The organism is Saccharophagus sp. K07 (genome assembly GCF_014336955.1).
In the GTDB taxonomy this organism is placed as follows: domain Bacteria; phylum Pseudomonadota; class Gammaproteobacteria; order Pseudomonadales; family Cellvibrionaceae; genus UBA5868.
In genome coordinates, this window is the sequence record NZ_QRAI01000002.1 from 315,212 (window position 1) to 335,410 (window position 20,199).

General features: G+C 49.8%; 17 protein-coding genes. 4 read left to right on the forward strand and 13 right to left on the reverse strand.

Features of this window, described 5'->3' with window-relative positions:
- Nucleotides 1-75 precede the first annotated feature (75 nt).
- From DWB84_RS07930 to DWB84_RS07940, 3 genes are all read right to left on the reverse strand, one after another.
- Nucleotides 76-489, reverse strand: coding sequence for a CBS domain-containing protein (locus tag DWB84_RS07930; RefSeq protein ID WP_187409234.1), 414 nt, complete (start codon nt 487-489; stop codon nt 76-78).
- 128 nt (nt 490-617) lie between these two features.
- Nucleotides 618-1,040, reverse strand: coding sequence for a DUF2934 domain-containing protein (locus tag DWB84_RS07935; protein WP_187409235.1), 423 nt, complete (start codon nt 1,038-1,040; stop codon nt 618-620).
- Between the two features lie 203 nt (nt 1,041-1,243).
- Entirely contained in the window at nt 1,244-1,738 is a 495-nt protein-coding gene (locus DWB84_RS07940; RefSeq protein ID WP_187409236.1) for a hemerythrin domain-containing protein, read from the reverse strand.
- 334 nt (nt 1,739-2,072) lie between these two features.
- Between DWB84_RS07940 and DWB84_RS07945 the strand changes: the two genes are divergently transcribed.
- Complete coding sequence (locus DWB84_RS07945; protein ID WP_187409237.1) at nt 2,073-2,456, forward strand: general stress protein; 384 nt, start codon at nt 2,073-2,075, stop codon at nt 2,454-2,456.
- Between the two features lie 187 nt (nt 2,457-2,643).
- On the opposite strand, the gene glgX is transcribed toward DWB84_RS07945, so the two are convergent.
- The 7 genes from glgX to DWB84_RS07980 all read right to left on the reverse strand — a co-directional run bounded on the left by glgX (nt 2,644) and on the right by DWB84_RS07980 (nt 12,057).
- Entirely contained in the window at nt 2,644-4,827 is a 2,184-nt protein-coding gene (gene glgX / locus DWB84_RS07950) for a glycogen debranching protein GlgX (RefSeq protein ID WP_255428897.1), read from the reverse strand.
- 29 nt (nt 4,828-4,856) lie between these two features.
- Nucleotides 4,857-5,219, reverse strand: coding sequence for a hypothetical protein (locus DWB84_RS07955; RefSeq protein WP_187409238.1), 363 nt, complete (start codon nt 5,217-5,219; stop codon nt 4,857-4,859).
- Complete coding sequence (gene treY, locus DWB84_RS07960) at nt 5,216-8,044, reverse strand: malto-oligosyltrehalose synthase (RefSeq protein WP_187409239.1); 2,829 nt, start codon at nt 8,042-8,044, stop codon at nt 5,216-5,218. Before treY ends, DWB84_RS07955 begins: the two co-directional genes overlap by 4 nt.
- A 51-nt stretch (nt 8,045-8,095) precedes the next feature.
- Entirely contained in the window at nt 8,096-9,862 is a 1,767-nt protein-coding gene (gene treZ / locus DWB84_RS07965) for a malto-oligosyltrehalose trehalohydrolase (RefSeq protein ID WP_222868088.1), read from the reverse strand.
- A 32-nt stretch (nt 9,863-9,894) separates the two neighbouring features.
- The gene (locus DWB84_RS07970; protein ID WP_370589690.1) at nt 9,895-10,281 is read right to left on the reverse strand and encodes a Rho termination factor N-terminal domain-containing protein; all 387 of its coding nucleotides are present in this window, start codon (nt 10,279-10,281) and stop codon (nt 9,895-9,897) included.
- A gap of 48 nt (nt 10,282-10,329) precedes the next feature.
- Nucleotides 10,330-11,034, reverse strand: coding sequence for a DUF4142 domain-containing protein (locus DWB84_RS07975; RefSeq protein ID WP_187409240.1), 705 nt, complete (start codon nt 11,032-11,034; stop codon nt 10,330-10,332).
- Nucleotides 11,035-11,283: 249 nt separating this feature from the next.
- Entirely contained in the window at nt 11,284-12,057 is a 774-nt protein-coding gene (locus DWB84_RS07980; protein WP_187409241.1) for a Crp/Fnr family transcriptional regulator, read from the reverse strand.
- A gap of 617 nt (nt 12,058-12,674) precedes the next feature.
- On the opposite strand from DWB84_RS07980, the gene DWB84_RS07985 reads away from it, so the two are divergent.
- Both DWB84_RS07985 and DWB84_RS07990 read left to right on the forward strand, forming a co-directional pair.
- On the forward strand, nt 12,675-13,556 hold the full coding sequence (locus DWB84_RS07985; protein WP_187409242.1) for an SDR family oxidoreductase: 882 nt from the start codon (nt 12,675-12,677) through the stop codon (nt 13,554-13,556).
- A 159-nt stretch (nt 13,557-13,715) separates the two neighbouring features.
- Complete coding sequence (locus tag DWB84_RS07990) at nt 13,716-14,462, forward strand: dienelactone hydrolase family protein (protein ID WP_187409243.1); 747 nt, start codon at nt 13,716-13,718, stop codon at nt 14,460-14,462.
- A gap of 86 nt (nt 14,463-14,548) precedes the next feature.
- On the opposite strand, the gene DWB84_RS07995 is transcribed toward DWB84_RS07990, so the two are convergent.
- The 3 genes from DWB84_RS07995 to DWB84_RS08005 form a co-directional block, all read right to left on the reverse strand.
- Nucleotides 14,549-15,811 carry an integrase core domain-containing protein gene (locus DWB84_RS07995; RefSeq protein WP_222868089.1) on the reverse strand — a complete coding sequence of 421 codons (1,263 nt, stop codon included), beginning with the start codon at nt 15,809-15,811 and terminating at the stop codon, nt 14,549-14,551.
- A 101-nt stretch (nt 15,812-15,912) separates the two neighbouring features.
- Nucleotides 15,913-16,230 (reverse strand): hypothetical protein, encoded by a 318-nt coding sequence (locus DWB84_RS08000; RefSeq protein ID WP_187409244.1) that lies wholly within the window; start codon nt 16,228-16,230, stop codon nt 15,913-15,915.
- Complete coding sequence (locus DWB84_RS08005) at nt 16,227-17,426, reverse strand: helix-turn-helix domain-containing protein (RefSeq protein ID WP_187409245.1); 1,200 nt, start codon at nt 17,424-17,426, stop codon at nt 16,227-16,229. The genes DWB84_RS08000 and DWB84_RS08005 overlap by 4 nt, the downstream gene beginning before the upstream one ends.
- Nucleotides 17,427-17,705: 279 nt before the next feature.
- Here DWB84_RS08005 and bglX point away from each other — a divergent pair, with 279 nt between their 5' ends.
- Nucleotides 17,706-19,970: a beta-glucosidase BglX gene (gene bglX / locus DWB84_RS08010; protein WP_187409246.1), complete on the forward strand. Its 2,265-nt coding sequence runs from the start codon at nt 17,706-17,708 to the stop codon at nt 19,968-19,970.
- Nucleotides 19,971-20,199: the final 229 nt, after the last annotated feature.

Sequence of the window (20,199 nt, forward strand, 5' to 3'; positions counted from 1 at the left end):
CTTGCTGCGCCTTGAGCCTTAAATATTGACTTCGACAAAGAATTAAGTCGTTAATGGGCTAAGTGCCGAGATCTATTAATGTGCTTGCGCGACTCCCCGCAGAAGTGTGCTCCCCGCATTGACATTGGCCCCGCTGGCAAAATTGCCGAGGGAAACAATGCCGACCAAACGTTTATTGCGATTCATAACGGGTAATCGGCGCACATGCAAATCGGCCATATTTTCTGCGACGTGTTGAATATCTTCGTCTTCGAAACAATAGAGAATGGCATCCGTCATAATTTGGCTGACAGGTGTGTCACAAGGTAAATCCTTAGCAACACATCGAATAACTATATCGCGATCGGTTATTACACCCACGAGTTTGTCATTATCGCGAACGAATAATGAGCCGCAGTCGCTTTTGAGCATGGTGCGTGCTGCTTCAGCTATGGATTGATCGGGTGTAATGGTTTCTACTTCGTGGGTCATTATGTCGCTGATTCTCATGCATTTGTTCTCCGCTTGAGGTTTACAGAACCTCCGCTGGTCAAACATGTTGCCTCAAAACGCGAAAATGAACGGACGCCGATAGACGTCGTTGATGCGAGTTTAAGATGGCTGGCCAGCGGAGTAAGTCAAACCAGAATATTGTTGTCGGAAGTCTTTGGCTTGCGGGAATTTTTCCGCGGAGCTGGAGACGCGTTCTGGTCTGCAAAGGTTTCCTCGTTTTTGGCTTTAGCTTTTTTGCGCTTACCAATTTTTTCCTTATGGCCGGCAAAAGACTGCTGAACATTTTCCGGAAGACTTGCGTCCAATTCCGAATCACTTGATTCCAGCTCACTTTGGAAGGAATAATCGTTTGAGTCGGGCACCAGAGGCGCCACTCCATCGTTTATTCTTTCACCCAAAAAGCTGTCGCCAGTGGTTTTTTGATCCGCAGATATTTGATCCAGCGCCATGAGCCAATGCCGCTCAGCCTGGCCGATTGGACGACCCTCGCTTTCCCATATCCGGTATGCGATTTCGCGCAGGTTGCTCTCGTTGATGCCTGTGTTCATTTTATTTGCCTCTGACATTTTGGTTGCTGAGTGTTTAGGCGATTGGCGAATGAAATTCGCAAAAGAGCGATAATTTCGAGTTGGCTCCAAGTTCCGTCCGGGAGCCATTTCAAATATTGATTATTCAAAAATCCTTTTAACTAGCAGCTTCCCTCTTGCTTGACGATTTTCGCAGGATATTCACAAGAATATTGCCAAATCATCTATTTGAGTTTCGCCATTAATTCTTCCTTGCGTTTCAATAGTTGTTCGCCTAATTCATAAAGGTCGAGCTTGGTTTCCTTAACTTTGGGAAAAAGCTCGTTTTGTTCTTCCTTGACGTGATGTTTCACATACTCCGAAAGAACAGTAACTTTGGCGTTGTAATCGTCTTTATCCTGCTCTATGTCCTGGCTTTGCAGCTGAGCAATCAATTGCTTTACGGTGTCATGCTCAACAATCGCTTCTGGTACCAGCTCATGGTCTTTAAGAGCTTGCTTGACCTTCGGATAAAAAATTTCCTCTTCGATTTGAGCGTGCACTGTTAACTCAAGACAGATTTCATCAATGATGGATTTTTTCTTGGCAAGACTGCGTGCGTTTTCATATTCCTCAAAAAGACTGTTCACAAGTTTGTGGTCAGCGCGCAAAAGCGCTGTCGCTTCAGGGGCTTTGCTGATTTTTGTGTCACTTTGAATTTTTTTCGCTGTGGCTACCATAATATTTCTTCCCGTGTTTTAAATTGTTTTAACGTTGAAAAAAATTAGTTCTTATATATTCCTACCTCTGTTCGTTAACCAACACACCGGACGCAAGCAATTGAGTAAAGTTTCCTAAACGCCCATAGAACCGTGCTGTTGCAGTAGACAGTAAAAAAAGACTTTTGTTGGTCTAAATACGGAAGAAAGTGAGGTGTTTTTGTAGCTCCGGGACAAATCGCCAATATGGCTTGAATTAAGATGATTTAGAGGCCATGCATTACAGGAAAAAGGAGATTTGGTAACGCCTTGAGTAGGTAAACATAATGATCTTCTTCAGCATGAGGATATCGAAATGAACGAGCGAGACGACAACATTCAAGCAAGCGAAGGCTCACAAAACGCACAGCCAGCAACAACCACTCAGCCAAAGAAAAGTGGGCGCGGATTCGCAGCAGATCCGGCACGGGCAGCAGAAGCTGGACGCAAAGGCGGTCAAGTCAGCAGCGGCAATTTTAAATTCAATCCGGCGCGCGCAGCGGAGGCCGGACGCAAGGGAGGTCAACACAGCGGAGGTAATTTCAAAAATGATCCAAAACGCGCAGCAGAAGCTGGCCGCAAAGGTGGCCATGAAAGCGGCGGCAATTTTCGCAATAACCCAGAGCGCGCAGCAGAAGCTGGTCGTAAAGGCGGTCGCGCAAGCCATAGCCACAGCACCACTAATCACGCCTCACCTTAATCAAGCAATCGCTTGAAACAGATGCATTAGGCATAAGAAAAAGGGAGCTTAGCTCCCTTTTTTATTGCCCTGGTGCTTGTCTTAATTTATCTGCCTGTCATGCATTAAATTATCGCGATCGCTGAAACTGACAGCCCATCAACCAATGTCTGATATTTGTTGTAATCAGCATCCCTGCCGAAGATGTTTATTTTTCCACAGGTGCCTTGGTTTCTTTTTCGTGCTTAACGCGTGAATTCTCCAGTTTAAAAAGCAGCAAACATCGACTGGGAACCTGATACTCATGGCCAAATTGATATTTTTCCGCTAATTCCAAATCCGGTCGACTGGTATCGATCAGGCTTATCCAAGTATCTCCCTGAGCGGTTTCTGGGAGAATGAAAGGAATACCTTCAAAGTGCGCATTGACGATCAGTAATACTGTTTCATCTCCGCCAGTTTTGTGGATGCCTGTTGGCTGAGCTCTTCCATCCAGTAACATGCCTAAACAAGCGCGTCCGGGATCGCGCCACATTTCTTCCGTCATGGTTGAACCGTCCGGGGACAGCCAAGTGACGTCGGTGACGCCGAGCTCCTCGTTGTGCTCTCCCACCAAGAATCGACCGCGACGTAAAATCGGATAATTTTTTCGCAGCTTGATTAATTTCTGGGTAAAGGCAAACATTTGTTTGCTTGCGTCGTCGAGTTCCCAGTTCAGCCAGGTTAAAGCATTGTCCTGGCAATAGGTATTATTGTTACCTTCTTGCGTATGGAAAAATTCATCGCCGGACAAGATCATCGGCGTGCCCTGGGAAAATAACAAGGTCGCCATAAAATTGCGCATTTGGCGCTGACGAATTTCAATGATATCCGGATCATCTGTCGGACCTTCGGCACCGTAATTACAGGAAAGATTATCGTTGGTGCCATCTTTATTATCTTCGCCATTGGCCTCATTATGTTTGTCGTTATAGCTGACCAGATCGTGCAATGTGAAACCGTCGTGTGCCGTGACAAAATTAATGCTGGCGGAAGGGCGTCTGCCTCTTTGATTAAAAATATCGCCGGATGCTGTCATACGAGTTGCCAATTCCGGCAATTGCCCTTGATCACCGCGCCAGAATGAACGAACGGTATTGCGATAGCGATCATTCCATTCAAACCAGCCTGAGGGAAATGCGCCGACTTGGTAACCGCCCCAGCCGCAATCCCACGGCTCGGCAATTAATTTTTTCTGACTCAGCACGGGATCTTGCAGACATGCCAAATGAAAGCCGTGGCTTTCATTAAAACCAGTGTCCTCACGCGCTAATATGGTTCCAAGATCGAAGCGGAAACCATCAACTCCCATATCTGTGGTCCAGTAACGCAGGGAATCGGTCACTAAACGAAGAACGCAGGGGTGGCCTAAATCCAAGGTGTTGCCGGTGCCGGAATCGTTGACGTAATAACGCGGATTATCCGGCATAAGGCGATAATAGGTTGAATTATCTATGCCGCGCATAGAGAGTGTCGGGCCAAGTTCATTACCTTCAGCCGTGTGGTTGTAGACTACATCAAGAATCAATTCTATCCCGGCTGCGTGCAGCCGAGCTGCCATCTCCTTAAATTCATTTAAGTGACCGCGAGCGAGATAAAGTGAGTGCGGAGCAAAAAATGCAAGGGTGTTATAACCCCAATAATTTTTCAGACCTTTATCCAATAAATGTTTGTCATCCACAAATGCATGGACAGGCATTAATTCGATACTGGTAACGCCAAGTGATCGTAAATGGTCAATGGCCGCAGGGTGGGTAATTCCGCCAAAACATCCGCGCACATCTTCCGGGATTGCCGGATGCAGCATGGTAAAACCGCGCACGTGAGTTTCGTAAATAATGGTTTCATCTGCGGGGATTATTAAGGATCTATGTTCGCCCCAGGTGAATGCCGGGTCGATGACACGGGCTTTGGGCATATAAGCCGCACTATCGCGATCGTCAAAACTGAGGTCGGCATCTGGCGAGCCGATCTTGTAACCAAACAGACGATCCGACCATTTTAACGAACCAACAAGTTCTTTCGCGTAAGGGTCGATCAGCAATTTGTTCGGATTAAATCTGTGTCCTGCGTCGGGTTCGTAGGGGCCGTGGACGCGGTAACCGTAAACCTGGCCGGCGTGCACATCGGGCAGATAACCGTGCCAAATTTCATTGGTGTATTCTGGAAGTTCGATTCTTTCCAGCTCTATTTCGCCTGTGTCGTCGAATAAACACAGTTCGACTTTGGTTGCATGGCGGGAAAAGATTGCAAAATTAACTCCTAGCCCATCCCAGGTGGCGCCGAGTGGAAAGGGACGACCTTCCGTTATGCGTGATCGAGTCATGATTTCTGGTGCAACTGTTGTGGTCATAAAAGCTCCCGAAAGTCGGTTGGTGATATTCACAAACCGGAAATAGTCGATCTCATTGAATAGTTATGAGTGGAATAAGTGGGTATCCAGGTGATTGCACCCGAATACCCGTAAATCGAGTAGGACGCATCTTCCATGGGATAGGTATTTAATTCCTGCGGCGGTTCGATTTCTGGTGCGGGGTCGCTGCCAGGAACAGGAATTTCCACCGGGTCTTGATGCGGCACCGGATCTGGAATTTCTGTTGGGTTGGGAATTTCAATGGGCGTTGGATACTCTGGAGCGTTTGGAGTTTCGGTCGGCTCGTCTCCCTCTTGGTCCAGCGGTGCATTGAATTGCACAGATGTATTGAATTGCACAAATGCATTGAATTGGTGAGTGGGGGATTTCATAAAAGATTACCTCCGGATTTAACGAGTGCGACGTTCACCGGGAAATCCTGTAAAAGTTCGCGCAGATTTAGGAGACCATTTTCAGCCTGCCATTGATTATTTGTAATCACACTAAAAAAATGACTCGCATAAATATCCTCTGGCAGAACGATCGCTGTGTCAGCCCATAAACCGGGTGGAACATGAGGGATCGTTGAGTCGCGCAATAAAGTTCCCGTCAGGCGTGGAGCCAGTGCCACGCATATTTGCTCGGAGTTTGAATGCGAATCCTTTAGTCGACGTAAAAATGCTACGCAGTGACTGGCCATTTCGCCGCGCAGCTCCAGTGGTTGATATGAGCCATCAACAAACAAAGATGGATATTGCTGTCGCGCTGCAAGAACGCGACTAATCAAATATTGTTTGATGCATCCATTGCGCCAATTCGTAATTAATTCGGCGGGATTGGCCTCGTCGAATAATGCTTGCTCGCGCGCAGCAAAATCCACCGGCCGGCGATTATCCGGGTCGACCAAGCTGAAATCCCAGAATTCGGTGCCCTGGAATAAATCTGGAATTCCCGGCGTAGTGAGGCGCAGTAGAGTTTGGGCGAGGCCATTGAGCGCTCCTGCAGGGGCGATTTGCATGGCGGAGCGTGCTATATCATTGCGCAGGTCAGCCAAATCAGCATCTTCAAATATGCGGTTAAGATATTGCTGGCACGCTTGTTCATATTCGCCGTTGGGGGCATTCCAGGTACTGCGTAATTTTGCTTCACGCAGAGCTTTTTCCTGCCAGCCCCTTAAACGTTGCAAATAAACATCGAGATCAGGTGAATCTTCCAACGGCCAGGAACCCAGCAGTGTTTGCAACAGGATCCATTCATCACCGGGGGAAGGAGCAGGACCATCGTTTAATTCTGTGCGCAGCGCGCGGGTCGACATTCGCCATTGGCGTACTTTTTCCATAAACCAATCGGGTCGTTCACTCAAAACAGCGAGGCGAGCGCGAGTGTCTTCGCCACGCTTATGGTCATGCGTGGCAGTGGTTAAAAGATTGCGTGGAAAATATTGCTGGCGCCATGCGCAGTTTTGATGAAAATCCTTAAAGGATATTCCGGTGTGTTCCGGATCAAAGCCCACATCGTTGCGCGATAAAAGTGCTGCCGAGCGGTAGGTCGCAGTATCTTCCACAGCTTTGGCAGCCGTTGGCGAAGTGAGCTGCTGAAAACGCGCGATAGTGCGAGCGCGCAAAGAGCGATCCGGTCCTGGAGGTAATTCGTGTAGGGCTTCTCCACCCAGCCACTGCGCCAATCGCTCCAGCAGCGGCCATTCGGATTCCTGCAGCGCGCTGCGCGCACCTTCGAATGCGCGTTGGAAGAAAACCTGATCCTGCTCCGTGCGCGCACAGGCGCTGGCGTAGGTGCGGTAAACCGGAAAATACACCAGGAGTTCGGTCAGCACTCGTCGGATCGCCGCGAGTGTTATATCGCGTGTATGAATATCAGAGCGCGCAATCAATAAAAGATTTTGTGCAACCGTCTCAAAATCGCCTGCTAATGAAGTGGCGAGAATTAAGCGGCGCGCTTCCAAAACCTCTTCCATAAAATCCGCTGGCCGACCGCTCACCTGATGCCAGTAATTGGCCATTTGCCGGCCGCCGGCCTCGTGATGCTGTAATAAATTCACCTGGTTCATAAATTCATAACCAGTAGTACCGTCCACTTGCCAAGTGGTAGGCAGTTGTTCGCCGGCAGCAAGAATTTTTTCCACATAAATGGGAAAGCGGGAAATAGCGGCGCTTTCTGGTCGGGCCGGTAGCAGACGCTGGACCCTGCGGCGCAACTTGCGGCAGTAGGCGCGCGGATTGGCGAGGCCGTCGACGTGATCTATACGCAAACCATCGATCCAGCCTTTGGCTACCAGATCAAAAATCTTGGCATGAACTGCTTCAAATACATCGTGGCGCTCCATACGCAAGCCAGCGAGTTCATTGATATCGAAAAAGCGACGCCAATTGATATCGTCCGCGGCGGTGCGCCAGCTGGCCAGACGGTAGTTTTGCAATTCAAGTAGCCGATGCAGATTTTCCTTTTGTTCTTCATCCAGCTCTTGCTGTTTTTCATTTGGAAAGAAACGAAGCAATTCCTCCTGAATGGAGGATGCCAAATGGTCGCGTTTTACCTGATCGGCAAACTCTCGGCGCAGGGTTTTGGCTTCCTCCCAGGCAGAAGGAGAATTCTCCAGCGCAGCAAAGCTCTCGCCGAACTGGCGCAGAGTCGAATTAGGGCTGGCACTTAGAATTTCGCCGTAGGTGCTTGGGCAAATAGGAAATAGATGATCAAAATGGCTAGCGTAAAATGAACCTGTGTCAGCGTTATAAGCAAGTTCTATCTGGCCTTTACACAAAGCTTCACCGTAGTCAGATCCCAAAAACGGCACCAGACATTGGCCTTTTAACAGCGGATCAGGTGAATTCCAATGAATATCAAAAAATTTCGCGAATGGGCTTTGTCGCCCCCATTCCAATACGTCCAGCCACCAAGGATTTCCTTGGCCACCCACTGCCATATGATTGGGAACCAGATCGACGATCAGGCCCATATTATGACGGCGCAATTCTTCAACTAGTCGCCCAAGCTCACTTTCGCCACCCAATTCCGGATTAATACAGCTGGGATCGACAACGTCGTATCCATGTGTGGAACCCGGCCGTGCTTTTAATATGGGTGAGCCGTAAATATGACTGATTCCAAGGCGGGAAAAATAATCCACCAACGGTATAGCGTCGGTAAAAGTGAAACCCTTGTGAAATTGCAAACGCACGGTCGCACGAACGTCGATCATACAAGATGCGTCCTATGTAAATAAAAGTTGTCGTCAGTCATCATAAAAATCTCAAACGGAAACCAATATGCTGTAGGGCGGCAGTACGCGTTGCCGCTCGTTTTGATCATCGACCCTGTGGCGGAAGATTATTTTGCCATGTTGCTCAGCCGATTCGTTTTTCACACTGCTGCTACTCAAATTGATATCCATACGCAGCTGGTTCCCGTCGCCCAAGTGCCAAGTTGCACTTACTGCGCCTTCCGCAAGGACCACGGCGTTTTCCGCGCGAGTGCCCGGCAGGCGCGGAATAATTTCCAGATGGCGTAGCGCCAGCAGCTGGCGATAAAAATCATTCCATTCCATTTGCAGTGGCTGGCGCGTGCATTCGTAATCCAAAATGCAATCTGTAAAAGTGGCTTCGGCGTTGGGGTCGGGAATACGATCGCGAATTTCCTTATCGACAAAATGAGCAAAATCGGCAAATTCGTTGCGCCGGCCTTCGCGCACTGCAACAGCAAGTTCATCGTGATGATCGGTGAAATAAAAGAACGGCTGCTCTGAGCCCCATTCCTCCCCCATAAACAATAAAGGAATCATGGGGGAGAGCAGCATGGCAGCTGTGGCGGCTTTTAATGCGTCGCGATTTGCCAGTAAGGGCAAGCGCTCGCCAAAAGCGCGATTGCCAACTTGATCGTGATTCTGCAAAAAGAAAATAAAAGACGTCGGCGGTAGATGACCGCTGGATTCTCCACGCGGTTTACCGTGGCGGGTGTTTTGCCCTTGGTAAATAAATCCTTCTTTTAAGCTGGTGGCGAGCTTTTGTGTGGGGTTCTCGCAGAAGTCACCGTAATAGCCCTGATCTTCGTCCGTGAGCAGATGATGCAGAACATTGTGAATGTCATCATTCCACTGCGCGTCAAAGCCTTTTTCCAATAAAAGCGCATTGTTTTCTTCATTTTCCAGCATCAGATGGATATGCCGCCCTTCTGTAACGGAAGAACGCAGACGTCCGGCCATCTCCACCAAAAAGTTCTTTTCGGAAATCGCATGCACTGCGTCGAATCGCAAACCATCAACGCGGTAATCCAGCACCCACATAAGAGCGTTTTCACAAAAGAAATCACGCACCTCGGTGCGGCGGAAATCTATGGCAGAACCCCACGCGGTTTGTTCGTCGGAGCGGAAAAACGGACTGGCGTACAAGCTTAGATAATTACCGTCGGGGCCAAAATGGTTGTACACCACATCCACAAACACCATAAGGCCGAGTTCGTGCGCGGTGTCGATAAGACTTTTTAAATCGTCTGGTGAGCCATAGACGTTGGCAGGAGCGAACAAAAGTGCGCCGTCGTAGCCCCAATTGCGTGTACCTGGAAATTGATGCAACGGCATCAGCTCGATAGCGGTTACACCGAGGCTGGCTAAAATAGGCAAGCATTTTTCCACATTTTTAAATCCGCCCAGCAAACCAACATGCAGTTCGTAAATGATGGTGCGATGCCAGGGGCTGCCTTTCCATTCGGTACATCGCCAGTTGTAGCTGTTGTGATCGACAACTTGGCTGTAGCCATGCACATCTTCTACTTGAGCGTGGGCGGCGGGATCCGGAACCTGATGTTTGCCGTCGATGAGGAAACAATATTCTGCCCCCGCACCACAGGGCGCATGCACACAAAACCAACCATCTCCCTGCGACTGCATGGAAAAATCATCAAGATCGCGAATTTTTACTACTACTTCATGGGCGTCCGGTGCCCATAAATTAAAACGTGTCGTCCCATTATTGACTTGAGCGCCATAGCGCTGTGCGCGCGTCGACATAGTGTCTGTTCTCATTTAATTAATAGCGTCTCTTCCCACAAAACACATTACGCTCGCGGACTGCGCAGCGCCGCGATCAAATCCTGCTTTTTCATATGTGAACGTCCAGGGATATGATGGGCGCGGGCAATTTCCAATAGTGATTCTCTGGTCTGTTTTTCAAGTGATCCCTGTTTTTTCGCTTTCTTGCGGGTTTCCGCTGCTTTTTGCGCGGAGTCATGGCGATCATTAGCTTTTGCTTTAGCACTTTTTTTTGTTCCCGAGCCGGAGCGCTCCCCGCCACCGGATTGTTTGTTTACCGTTGCCCAGGCAATTTGCTCTGCTTTTTTGGCAGAGACTCCCTTTTTCTCATAGCTCTCTTCAATATGTTCAGCCTTGTGTTTTTGCTTTTCGGTGTATTTTGCTTTGCTACCTTGTGCCATCGTTATCTCCACAAATCTCTTTTTGACCCTGGCTGTCAGCTTAGTCAGGTGATCAGTGTTTTATTTGCCATCTGCTTTGGAATCTGTGCTTTTGGGGTTATGAGAGCCTTTGCTGGTGCGATCGCCGCTGGAGTGAATTTGTGATACTGAATCGACCAATCCTCGAGCCAGTGTCAGGTGATATTCCAGCGTCGGCAATTTGGCCTCGGCAAATTCTTTAATTTCGTTAGCAGATGAGTTGGTGGCAAGGCGAAACAATTTGACGGTTTTTTCGTGAGCGGTGACTTGATGTTTTGCATAGGCCACATCAAATGATTCGCCTTCTTTTTGCTGCAGCACGAAAGCTTTTGCTTTTTGCGTCAGCGTCGCTTCGTCGGCGATAGTCAAGCCGGTGTGCTGCGCTAATTCGCGCAATTCGGTATTGGCGCGCTGGTGATCTTCGATCATGGTTTGGGCAAACTCTCTTACATCGACTTGTGTCGATTTTTGCAAAGCGAGTTTGGCCAGTTCGATTTCTGCTGCGCCGGACGCCGATGCCTGTTCAACAAATGCTTGTGGTTCGATAGTTCCTTCTACATGTTTTTGCAGGCTCATTTCATTGCTATTGCTTAATTTATTTTTATTATCGTTATGTTGTTTGTGAGCGTGCTCTTTATGATTTTCAGCGCTTTCTGCTTGGGATGCAGTAATTGCAAGAGGAGCAAAGCTTGCCAAAAAGGTGCAAAAAAGCAGTGGTAATTTTTTATTTCTCGATTGGGATTTCATATTTTGCTCCGCAAATCGCCAAATTTAATTGTGATGGCGAAACCGTAGCAAAATCGGCTCCAGAATGAATTAAATGAGATTTTTGGATTGGAATGGGGTTTTGGAGCTAGCGAAACAAAAAATACTAAAGATGACCAAAATTAATTAGTGCAGACTTATCGGATGTTGAAAAAGGTGAAAAAGCTTTGATCAATTTGTACGAGGACAGAAAAATGAGACGCCCTAGCGGCGTCTCTAAAGGACCATCTCTCAGGCAGATCGAACTAACCGGTGGAACGTTGTGTGAGGTTGCTGATGTGGACGGTGATGCAGTGGCACGTTTGGCAACAAACGATCTGTTTCAGTTTTGACGACGCTATAGCATTCGCAGGCCAGGAACTCCATTTCGTCGCGGTCCAACACGGTTATGCGTCCGCGCGAGTACTCGATAATTCCCATGCGTTGCAGCTTGCCCGCAGCTTCTGTGACGCCTTCGCGGCGCACACCCAGCATTTCCGCAATAAATTCCTGTGTCAGTGACACTTGGTTTTCTTCCAGGCGATCCAGAGTCTGGAGCAACCAGCGGCAGAGGCGCTGTTCAATGGAATGGTGGCGATTGCAAACGGCAGTTTGAGCAGTCTGGGTAATCAGCGATTGGGTGTAGCGCAGCATCAAACGGTTCAGGTCGCCGTGCTGATTGATTTCCTCTTTAAAACGGCAGGCCTTTAATCGGTAGGCGTACCCGGATTTCAACACAATGGCGCGCAAAGGACTGCTGTCGCCGCCCATAAATAAAGTGACACCTACGACACCTTCATTTCCTACAGCTGCCAAGCCGGAGGATGCGCCATCGCGGGTAACGTAAACCAATGAGGCAATGGCGTTTGCTGGAAAATATGCATGACTCAACACATCGCCAGAACCACACAGCACTTTGCCGAATTCCAAATGGACAGGTTCCAAATGTGGCAGAAGACGGCGCTGAGTTTCAGGGGACAGAGAAGCCAATAGCTGATTTTGCTGCGGATGTGGTAATGAATTCATGATGGATATCTCCGGTAACCTTGCGTTGACTGCTGCTGCGTTAACTGGTCAGGTCGAGCGCCCAACATCCTGTTGTGATAACCCGTATTTAATGAACCGATTAAGGAACTGAAATCTTGACGTTCCACAACACCTTTCCCTGGTGTAGAACTTGTCGACCCTCGTGCCGGCTACCGGTTTTGGTAGTGGCTCTATAAAAATGGACGCAAATTTTGTAGTGGAATTTGCAAATCCGTAGAGACAGAGAAGTCGAATTGCTCGGTGTCACTTTGGTCTGTGGTCAATAGCACTGACCGTGCCAGCCTGCCGTTGTCCAAAATTTAATGCGCAAGACAAAACGTAAAAATCCCTGAGACGCCGGATTTACTAGTATGCAGCGCTGTTGTGGAGCGCATCTTGCTGAGCTGGCGGGAGTTCAAAACGAGTTTTGCCGGGCATCTACTTTGTAAAAAGTCACCAAGGCCACTGTAAAAAGCGAAACGTATTGCAAGATTTACAAGCCTGCCAGACGTGTTTTGGAAAACGGGATCTAGCGGGCAGGGTATACAAGCTGATTGGCTAAGGGTGACGCGGCAAAAGTGATTGAAAAATATACGAGAATAACCAGGAGATAACCTATGAGAACGATTTTTCATGACCCACGTACGAAATACCCGACCTCTTTGTTTCCCAAGCAAGAGCAGGAAATGCCAGGTTTTGAGAAAAAAATGCAACCGCTGGCGGATCACGGTGAGGCGACATACAAAGGCAGTGGAAAATTGGCAGGCGCTTCTGCTCTGATCACGGGAGGGGATAGTGGAATTGGCAGGGCGGTAGCCCTTGCCTATGCGCGCGAAGGAGCGAATGTCGCCATCACCTATTTGGACGAGGAGGATGATGCGCAGGAAACAAAACGCTTGATCAAAGAGTGCGGCCAGGATGCACTGACAATCCGAATGGATCAGACAGATCGGCAGGCTTGCGAAAAAGCGGTGGACGCCTGCATCGAAAAATTCGGTCGTCTGGATATCCTGGTAAATAATGCGGCCTTTCAGAAAACCTATGACTCTCTGGAGTCAATTCCGGACGAGGATCTGGATTACACATTCCGCACAAATATCGAGGCTTTTTTCTATTTTTCCCGTTATGCCTTGAAGTTTATTGCTCCAGGCGGGTCCATTATCAACACTACCTCGATTCAAGCCTATTCGCCCAGTTCGGCCCTTGCACCTTACGCCGCCACCAAAGCCGCCATCGCCAACTTCACTGTGTCTCTGGCGGAAGAGGCGATCAAGCGCGGTGTGCGCGTCAATGCGGTCGCGCCAGGCCCAGTCTGGACCCCCCTTATTCCCTCCACCATGCCACAGGAAAAAGTACGCAATTTCGGCGAAAACACGCTGTTCGAGCGGCCTGCGCAACCGGCGGAACTAGCGCCTCTGTATGTATTTTTGGCAAGTGATGAAGCCAGTTACATTACCGGTGAAATCTACGGTGCAACTGGTGGTCGTAAGCAGGTTTAAACGCGAGCAGAAAAACCGTACACAATCCGGCGATAAATATAGTGGCCAGCGGATGGCCTCTTCATTAGGCTAACTCGTTTTCAGTGTGTCGCCGATTTTTGGATGATGTCGTCTCACTTATAAAACTTACCTCACTCACAAGCGATTTTGGGAAACACTATGCTGATTCAAAGTCATTATGCCGATCTACAAACGCCAACCGGCGTTATGCGGACCTATATCTATCGCCCGAAAGAGACGGCAGAACTGAAAAAATATCCTGCCATTATTTTGTACTCGGAGATTTTTCAACAGACTTCGCCGATTCAGCGCAGTGCGCAAATCATGGCGGGCCATGGTTTTATAGTGGCGGTGCCTGAGGTATTTCATGAACTGAATCCCATAGGAACCGTTTTGGGTTATGACGATGCTGGGCGCGATAAAGGCAATGCGGATAAGGTTGCCAAATATCTGGAAGCCCACGACACGGATACCCAGGCCATAGTGGATTATTTACAACAATTACCCTATTTTTCCGGCAAACTCGGCGCCATGGGATTTTGCCTCGGCGGCGGTTTAGCTTACCGCGCGGCTATGCATCCACTGGTTCTGGCGACTAGCTGCTTCTATGCAACCGATATTCACTCCGGCCTTACTCCCTCCAAACCCGGCAACGACAGCCTGACTCGCACGGAGGATATTCGTGGTGAGTTGCAGATGATCTGGGGTAAACAAGACCCCCATATTCCACCAGAAGGCCGCGCGCGCATTTACCAAAATCTGGTGGAGAAAAAAATCAATTTCACCTGGCACGAATTCAACGGCGTGCATGCGTTTATGCGCGATGAAGGCGAGCGTTATGATGCGGAATTGCAGTTGCTCGGATATCAGATGGCGATTGGGTTGTTTAGGCGGTGTTTGTATTAAACAGTAGAGATCTCAGTTTTGTCGGGGTTTGGCCCTCAACCCTGTGCAACCGGAACATAGGTAACACTTTAAACCGGCAACATGGGTTACACCTTTTCCCCTGCATGCCACTCGCATGCAGTTTCCAGTCGCGAAGTTTTTAAGTTGATATGACCAAGTAGGTGGAAGCTGTATCTCACTTCCACTCGGTCATTATCAATTTCTCTCATGCCTACATGGTTGAAAGCGAGTAGCTCGCTGATGTAGATCAACTTGCCGCCCCATTTAATTTCACCGTTTTGGCGAATGCTGCGGACCTTCTGGTCTGCGTCATATTCAATTGGCTTTAAAACAGGTGAGTAAGCTCGCCTTGATGGCTGGTAGACGCTGGCTGGCGTTTTTCTTCCCAAGGCTTCATGGCTGCGCTCGGAATTGTATTCGTGTCGAAACGACTCCAGCATTGCTTGTTGTCGGCTCAAGCTGGAACCTCGCAGCTGATCACCTATCGCCTGATTCAGTGAGCCGTGCATACGCTCATGCCGGGCGTTTTGAGTGGGTGTACCCGGCTTCGTACGATGCACGGCGATTCCCAGATCAATCCACCATTTTGATAATCGTGTTAACCCTCCTGCAGCACGGCTGGCGAAGGGTGATCCATTGTCAGACAAAATGCCTTCAGGTAACCCGTATTTCTTGAACGTCCATTCAAGAATGGGCTTGGCCTGCGCATAATCCGTAGCCGTTACACCTTGAGAACACAGCAGATAACGACTGCCATTGTCGGTCAGCGTCAACGGGTAACACCAACGACCATTGGTTGTCGGGTATTGTCCTTTGTAATCCACGCTCCATAACGCATTGTTGCGGTCTCCCAACTCAAAAGGTTGAGGGTCAGCTGGATAAGGCTTCTTGTAGCGCCGATTTTTTACCAGTCCCGCAGCCTTCAGCAGGTCTCCCGCCGTACTATCTGCTGGCCAGCTAACCTCAGGCTGCTTGCGGCGCAGCAGGTCCATAACCTTCTTGGGCCCAAAGCTTGGGTGGCTACGTTTTGCGGCTAATATTTTGTCTGCCACTTCATCTGCCACCGCGTGCGGGCAATGCTTGGGAGCACGTGAGCGCTCTTGCAGGCCAGACGCTCCTTCATCCTGATAACGCGTCACCCACTTATAAACCGTTTTGCGGCTTAAGCCATAACCTCGGGCTAATTCACTGATGCTGCTTTCCTGTCGCAGCCAGTCAGCGATCAACTGCATCTTCAAATCCATCACACAAGTCTCGTTCCAGGGCATAAGCAAGTCCTCCTTGCTCATACGATACTTGTGTAACCCATGTTCCCGGTTTGTTTTGTTACCTATGTTGCCGGTTTGCACAACCCTAGCCCTCTCCCTCCGGGAGAGGGCTAGGGTGAGGGCATCTTAAAATGATGGTTGTACACAGCAGATCGAACAGTGTGAAATGGAATTCTACGCAGTTATAAATTCCCAGAACCATCATAAAAAACCACCGCCTCCGCCCGCACAAAATCCTCCTCCCGCAAAGAAATCTCCAGGTAAATCCTTCCGGCAAATACCAGTGTCAATTGATCGGCAGTGGTGTAAATGTCCGTCAGGGTAGTGCCAGCAAGGTTTTCTAGCGAGAAAGGAAAACCGTTATCGCAAGTCACTTTTAGTGGATTGAAGATACGCAAAATCCCTTGGGCAAACTTTAGTTCCACATCACCGCTGGATAAGTCCGCACCGATCAGGGTGACTTGCTCGACTTGGGCTCCTTTTAACTGATGGAGGTTCATATGGCGGAGTTTTCCCGACGGAATTCGGTTGGGGTTTTGCCGGAGAATTTTTTGAAGAAGCGGTTGAACGCCGATTTGCTGTTGAACCCGGCCATTTCGGCGATTTCCAGCACGGATTTATCCGGCTCGGCCAGCAGCATGGCTTTGGCGGTTTCCACCCGCTGATAGTTGATAAAGTCAAAAAAGCTCATGCCGAAGTGGCGATTGATAATGTTTGAAGTTACACGCGTCGGCAGTCGTGCGCTGCTGGCCAGCTCTTCGAGAGTCAAATCCTGTTGCAGAAACACCTTGTCCTGGTGAATGGCTCGTTCCACCGCGGCAATTTGTTCAGGCGAAAACTCCTCTCGTTTGTTATCGATTGCGCTGACTTCTTCCTCCGGTTCGTCAGGTTCTGGTGGCGGAGCAACTGGCTCCCCCTGAGGATCGCGTACACCTTGAACCACGTTGGAGTGCAGCAGGCTGTAGAACACCAGGCAGTTGGCAAACAGAAACGCCAGGTAATTGCCGAGCAGGCCGAGCAGGGCGGGCAGGTCGCCGGAGCTGAGCCAGCTGACTATATGGCCGAACAGGTTCCACAGGCAGATCAAGCAAAAGCCTATGATCAGGATCTTCAGCCAATTTCGCCCGATGCTATCCAGATTGGAGTAGTTTTCCTTCAGCTGCTTTCTATAACCGAGGATCAGTCTCAAAGACGCAAAGGCATAGACCGGTACGATCAGGGTCTGAACCAGTACCAGAGTGCGGAAAAATGGGTTGTCCCAAAAAGCGGCGTAGTCATGGACCCCTGCATGCAGGTTTTCCGCTCCCAGGCTAGCAATCACTCCCAGACAGTAGAAGGGCGTGACCAGTGCGGGTAAAAAGTGGAGATAGTCGCGCTTGTGTAGGGCGAAGTCGGTGTAGATAACCGACTTTATATAAAGGAAGAGAAGCGGGCCTTGCAGCAGTATGGCGAACTTGAAGACGAAGAACACAAGAGGTACATCGTGCAGATAGGCTTGCTTCAGCGGGTCACACCAGTACATCAAGGTATCGAGGGCGGACAGACCAATTGACGCCACAAAAATTGAAAGTAAGCGGTTGCTTACAATCTTTCCCTGGCGGACCGTCATCAACAGCAAAGCGAGCAACAGGTTTTGAAACACCACCAGAATCAGGGCGATGTCATGGAAATTGAAAAGCGGTGTCTGTAAGGACATTAGTCGTTATTTTTTCTTGGTGAAGGTCGCACATTAGTCCATCCAGTAGGGGTCGTACAAACGCTAACCACGGATGGCACTGAAACATTAGAACAACCAAGTGCCACTTTCCGCCTCGACCACAAATTTGGCACGATTCCGGACGATTCTGGCGCGGCCCACTTTTTGTTTTGATCGCAATCTGGGGCGACGCACGGACGGACCTGTGCCACTCTTCATTTAATCAGCGGCGATCGATTCGCTGACCTAAACACACATTACATAATAAAGGAGCCATCCATGCTTCGATTCTCACATCCTTTGCGCCGTGATGGTTTGCGGGGTTTGATTTTTCTCGCGATAACGGCGGCCAGCTCTACTGTTTGGGCGCAGACCTCGCCCGCGGCGAAAGTGGATCCTCTGGTGGATTCCCTTACACTGCGCCAGAAGATCGGCCAGTTGCAGCAGTCCAATGCTGAACCCAAAACAATAGCGGACATCTCCGACGAGCTGCGGGCGGCCATTCGCGAAGGGCGAGTGGGTTCGTTCTTGAATGTGCCTAATCCTGAAGTGGCCAACGAACTCCAGCGCATCGCCATGACCGAGAGCGAAGCCAAGATTCCTTTGGTATTCGCCCGCGACGTGATCCACGGCTACCGTACCATCTTCCCGACACCCCTTGGCCAGGCGGCGACCTGGAATCCCGAATTGGTGGAAAAGGGCGCGCGCGTTGCAGCGGTGGAAGCATCCAGTATGGGTATCCGCTGGACTTTCGCTCCTATGATCGACATCTCCCGCGACTCGCGCTGGGGACGTATTACCGAATCCTTTGGTGAAGACCCGTATCTGACCTCCGTACTGGCCGTCGCATCGGTGCGCGGCTATCAAGGCAAAGAGGGCGATCCCACCAGTATCGCGGCCACGGCCAAACACTTTGTCGGTTACGGCGCAGCGGAAGGTGGTCGGGATTACAACGTCACCTATATCCCGGAACCTTTGCTGCACAACGTCTATCTGCCGCCGTTTAAGGCCGCGGTGGATGCGGGCGTGATGAGCATCATGACCGCCTTCAATGACCTCAACGGCGTTCCGGCCTCGGGCAACGACTACATCATCGACCGCGTATTGCGCCGCGAATTTGGCTACAACGGCGTCATCGTCAGCGACTGGGATTCGGTGCTGGAATTGATTCCCCACGGCTTTGCCGAGGATAAAAAGCAGGCGGCGCGTATCGCCTTCAATGCCGGTATGGACGTGGAGATGGTCAGTACCACCTTCCAGGAAAACCTGTTCAGCCTGTTGGATGGCGGCAAGGTCAGCGAGTCGGAACTCAACGCCAAGGTCAGTCGCATCATTGATATGAAGCGCAAACTGGGTCTGTTCGAACAGCCTTATGTGTCCGGGGATCCGGAAAAAGCCATTCTGACCGATGAGCACAAAGCGCTGGCGGAACAAGCCGCACTGGAAAGTCTGGTGCTGCTGAAAAATGACAAACAAGTGCTGCCACTGGCGCGCGGCAAAACCGTTGCCCTGATCGGTCCACTGGCGCATGCGGCCCATGACCAGCTCGGCTCCTGGGTGCTGGACGCCAAGAAGCAGGATTCCGTTACCGTGCTCGATGCCTTCCGCAAAATCCTGCCGGAAAGCAAGTTGCTGTACTCCCAAGCCATGTACAGCAGCCGTTCACGCGAAACCGACTTTAGCCAAGTGCTCGAACTCGCGCGCAAGGCAGACGTAATTGTATTTGTTGGTGGTGAAGAAGCCGTATTGAGCGGCGAAGCTCACAGCCGTGCGGACACGCGCTTACCCGGAACTCAAGAGCTCCTGGTGCGCGAACTGAAAAAGACCGGCAAACCGCTGGTAGCTGTGTTGATGGCGGGCCGCCCGCTTGCGCTGAACGACGTGATCAGTGAAATGGACGCGTTAGTTATGGCGTGGCATCCGGGCTCAATGGGCGGCCCGGCCATCGCTCGTTTGTTGATGGGCGATGCTGAACCCGTTGGACGTTTGCCGGTTACCTGGCCGAAAGTAACTGGTCAGCTGCCCCTTTATTACAATCGCCCCAGCTCAGGCCGTCCGGCAGAAGAGGGCAACTTCACACAAATGGACGATTTCCCTCTGGAAGCCTTCCAGCATTCCACTGGACATAAAAACCACTACATCGATATAGGCTTCAAACCGCAATTTCCATTCGGTTTTGGTTTGAGCTATTCCAATGCGGTGTACAGCGATCTGAAACTCAGCAAAAAAACCATAGGTGTAAACGACACCTTGGAAGTCAGCGCCAAAATTCGCAACAGCGGCAAACGCCCGGTTACCGAAACCGTGCAGTTGTACATTCGTGATCTGGTAGCATCCAGCGTTCGCCCGGTACGCGAATTGAAAAACTTCCAGCGCGTCACCTTAAAACCGGGTGAAGCCAAAGTGGTGAAATTCAAACTGACCAAAGATGACTTAGCGTTCTATAACCAGCAACTGAATTGGGTTGTGGAGCCGGGTGAATTCCATGTGTGGATTGCGCCTAACGCTGAGGAAGGATTGCAGGGGCAATTTACTGTTCGCTGATAAAATCCGTTAACGATAAAAAAGCCGGCCCTTGTGCCGGCTTTTTTATTTGTGGTGATCTGTTCTTAAATAAAGTTGGAATTTTTACTTGCTCCTATGCCCATGGTTTTAACTGTTACCTATGTGGCCGGTTTTTACCCACCCTAGCCCTCTCCCAGAGGGAGAGGGGACATAATTGCCCCGCCTAAAATTTATCCCAAAGGGAAACCTGGAAATTAATATTGCTGGA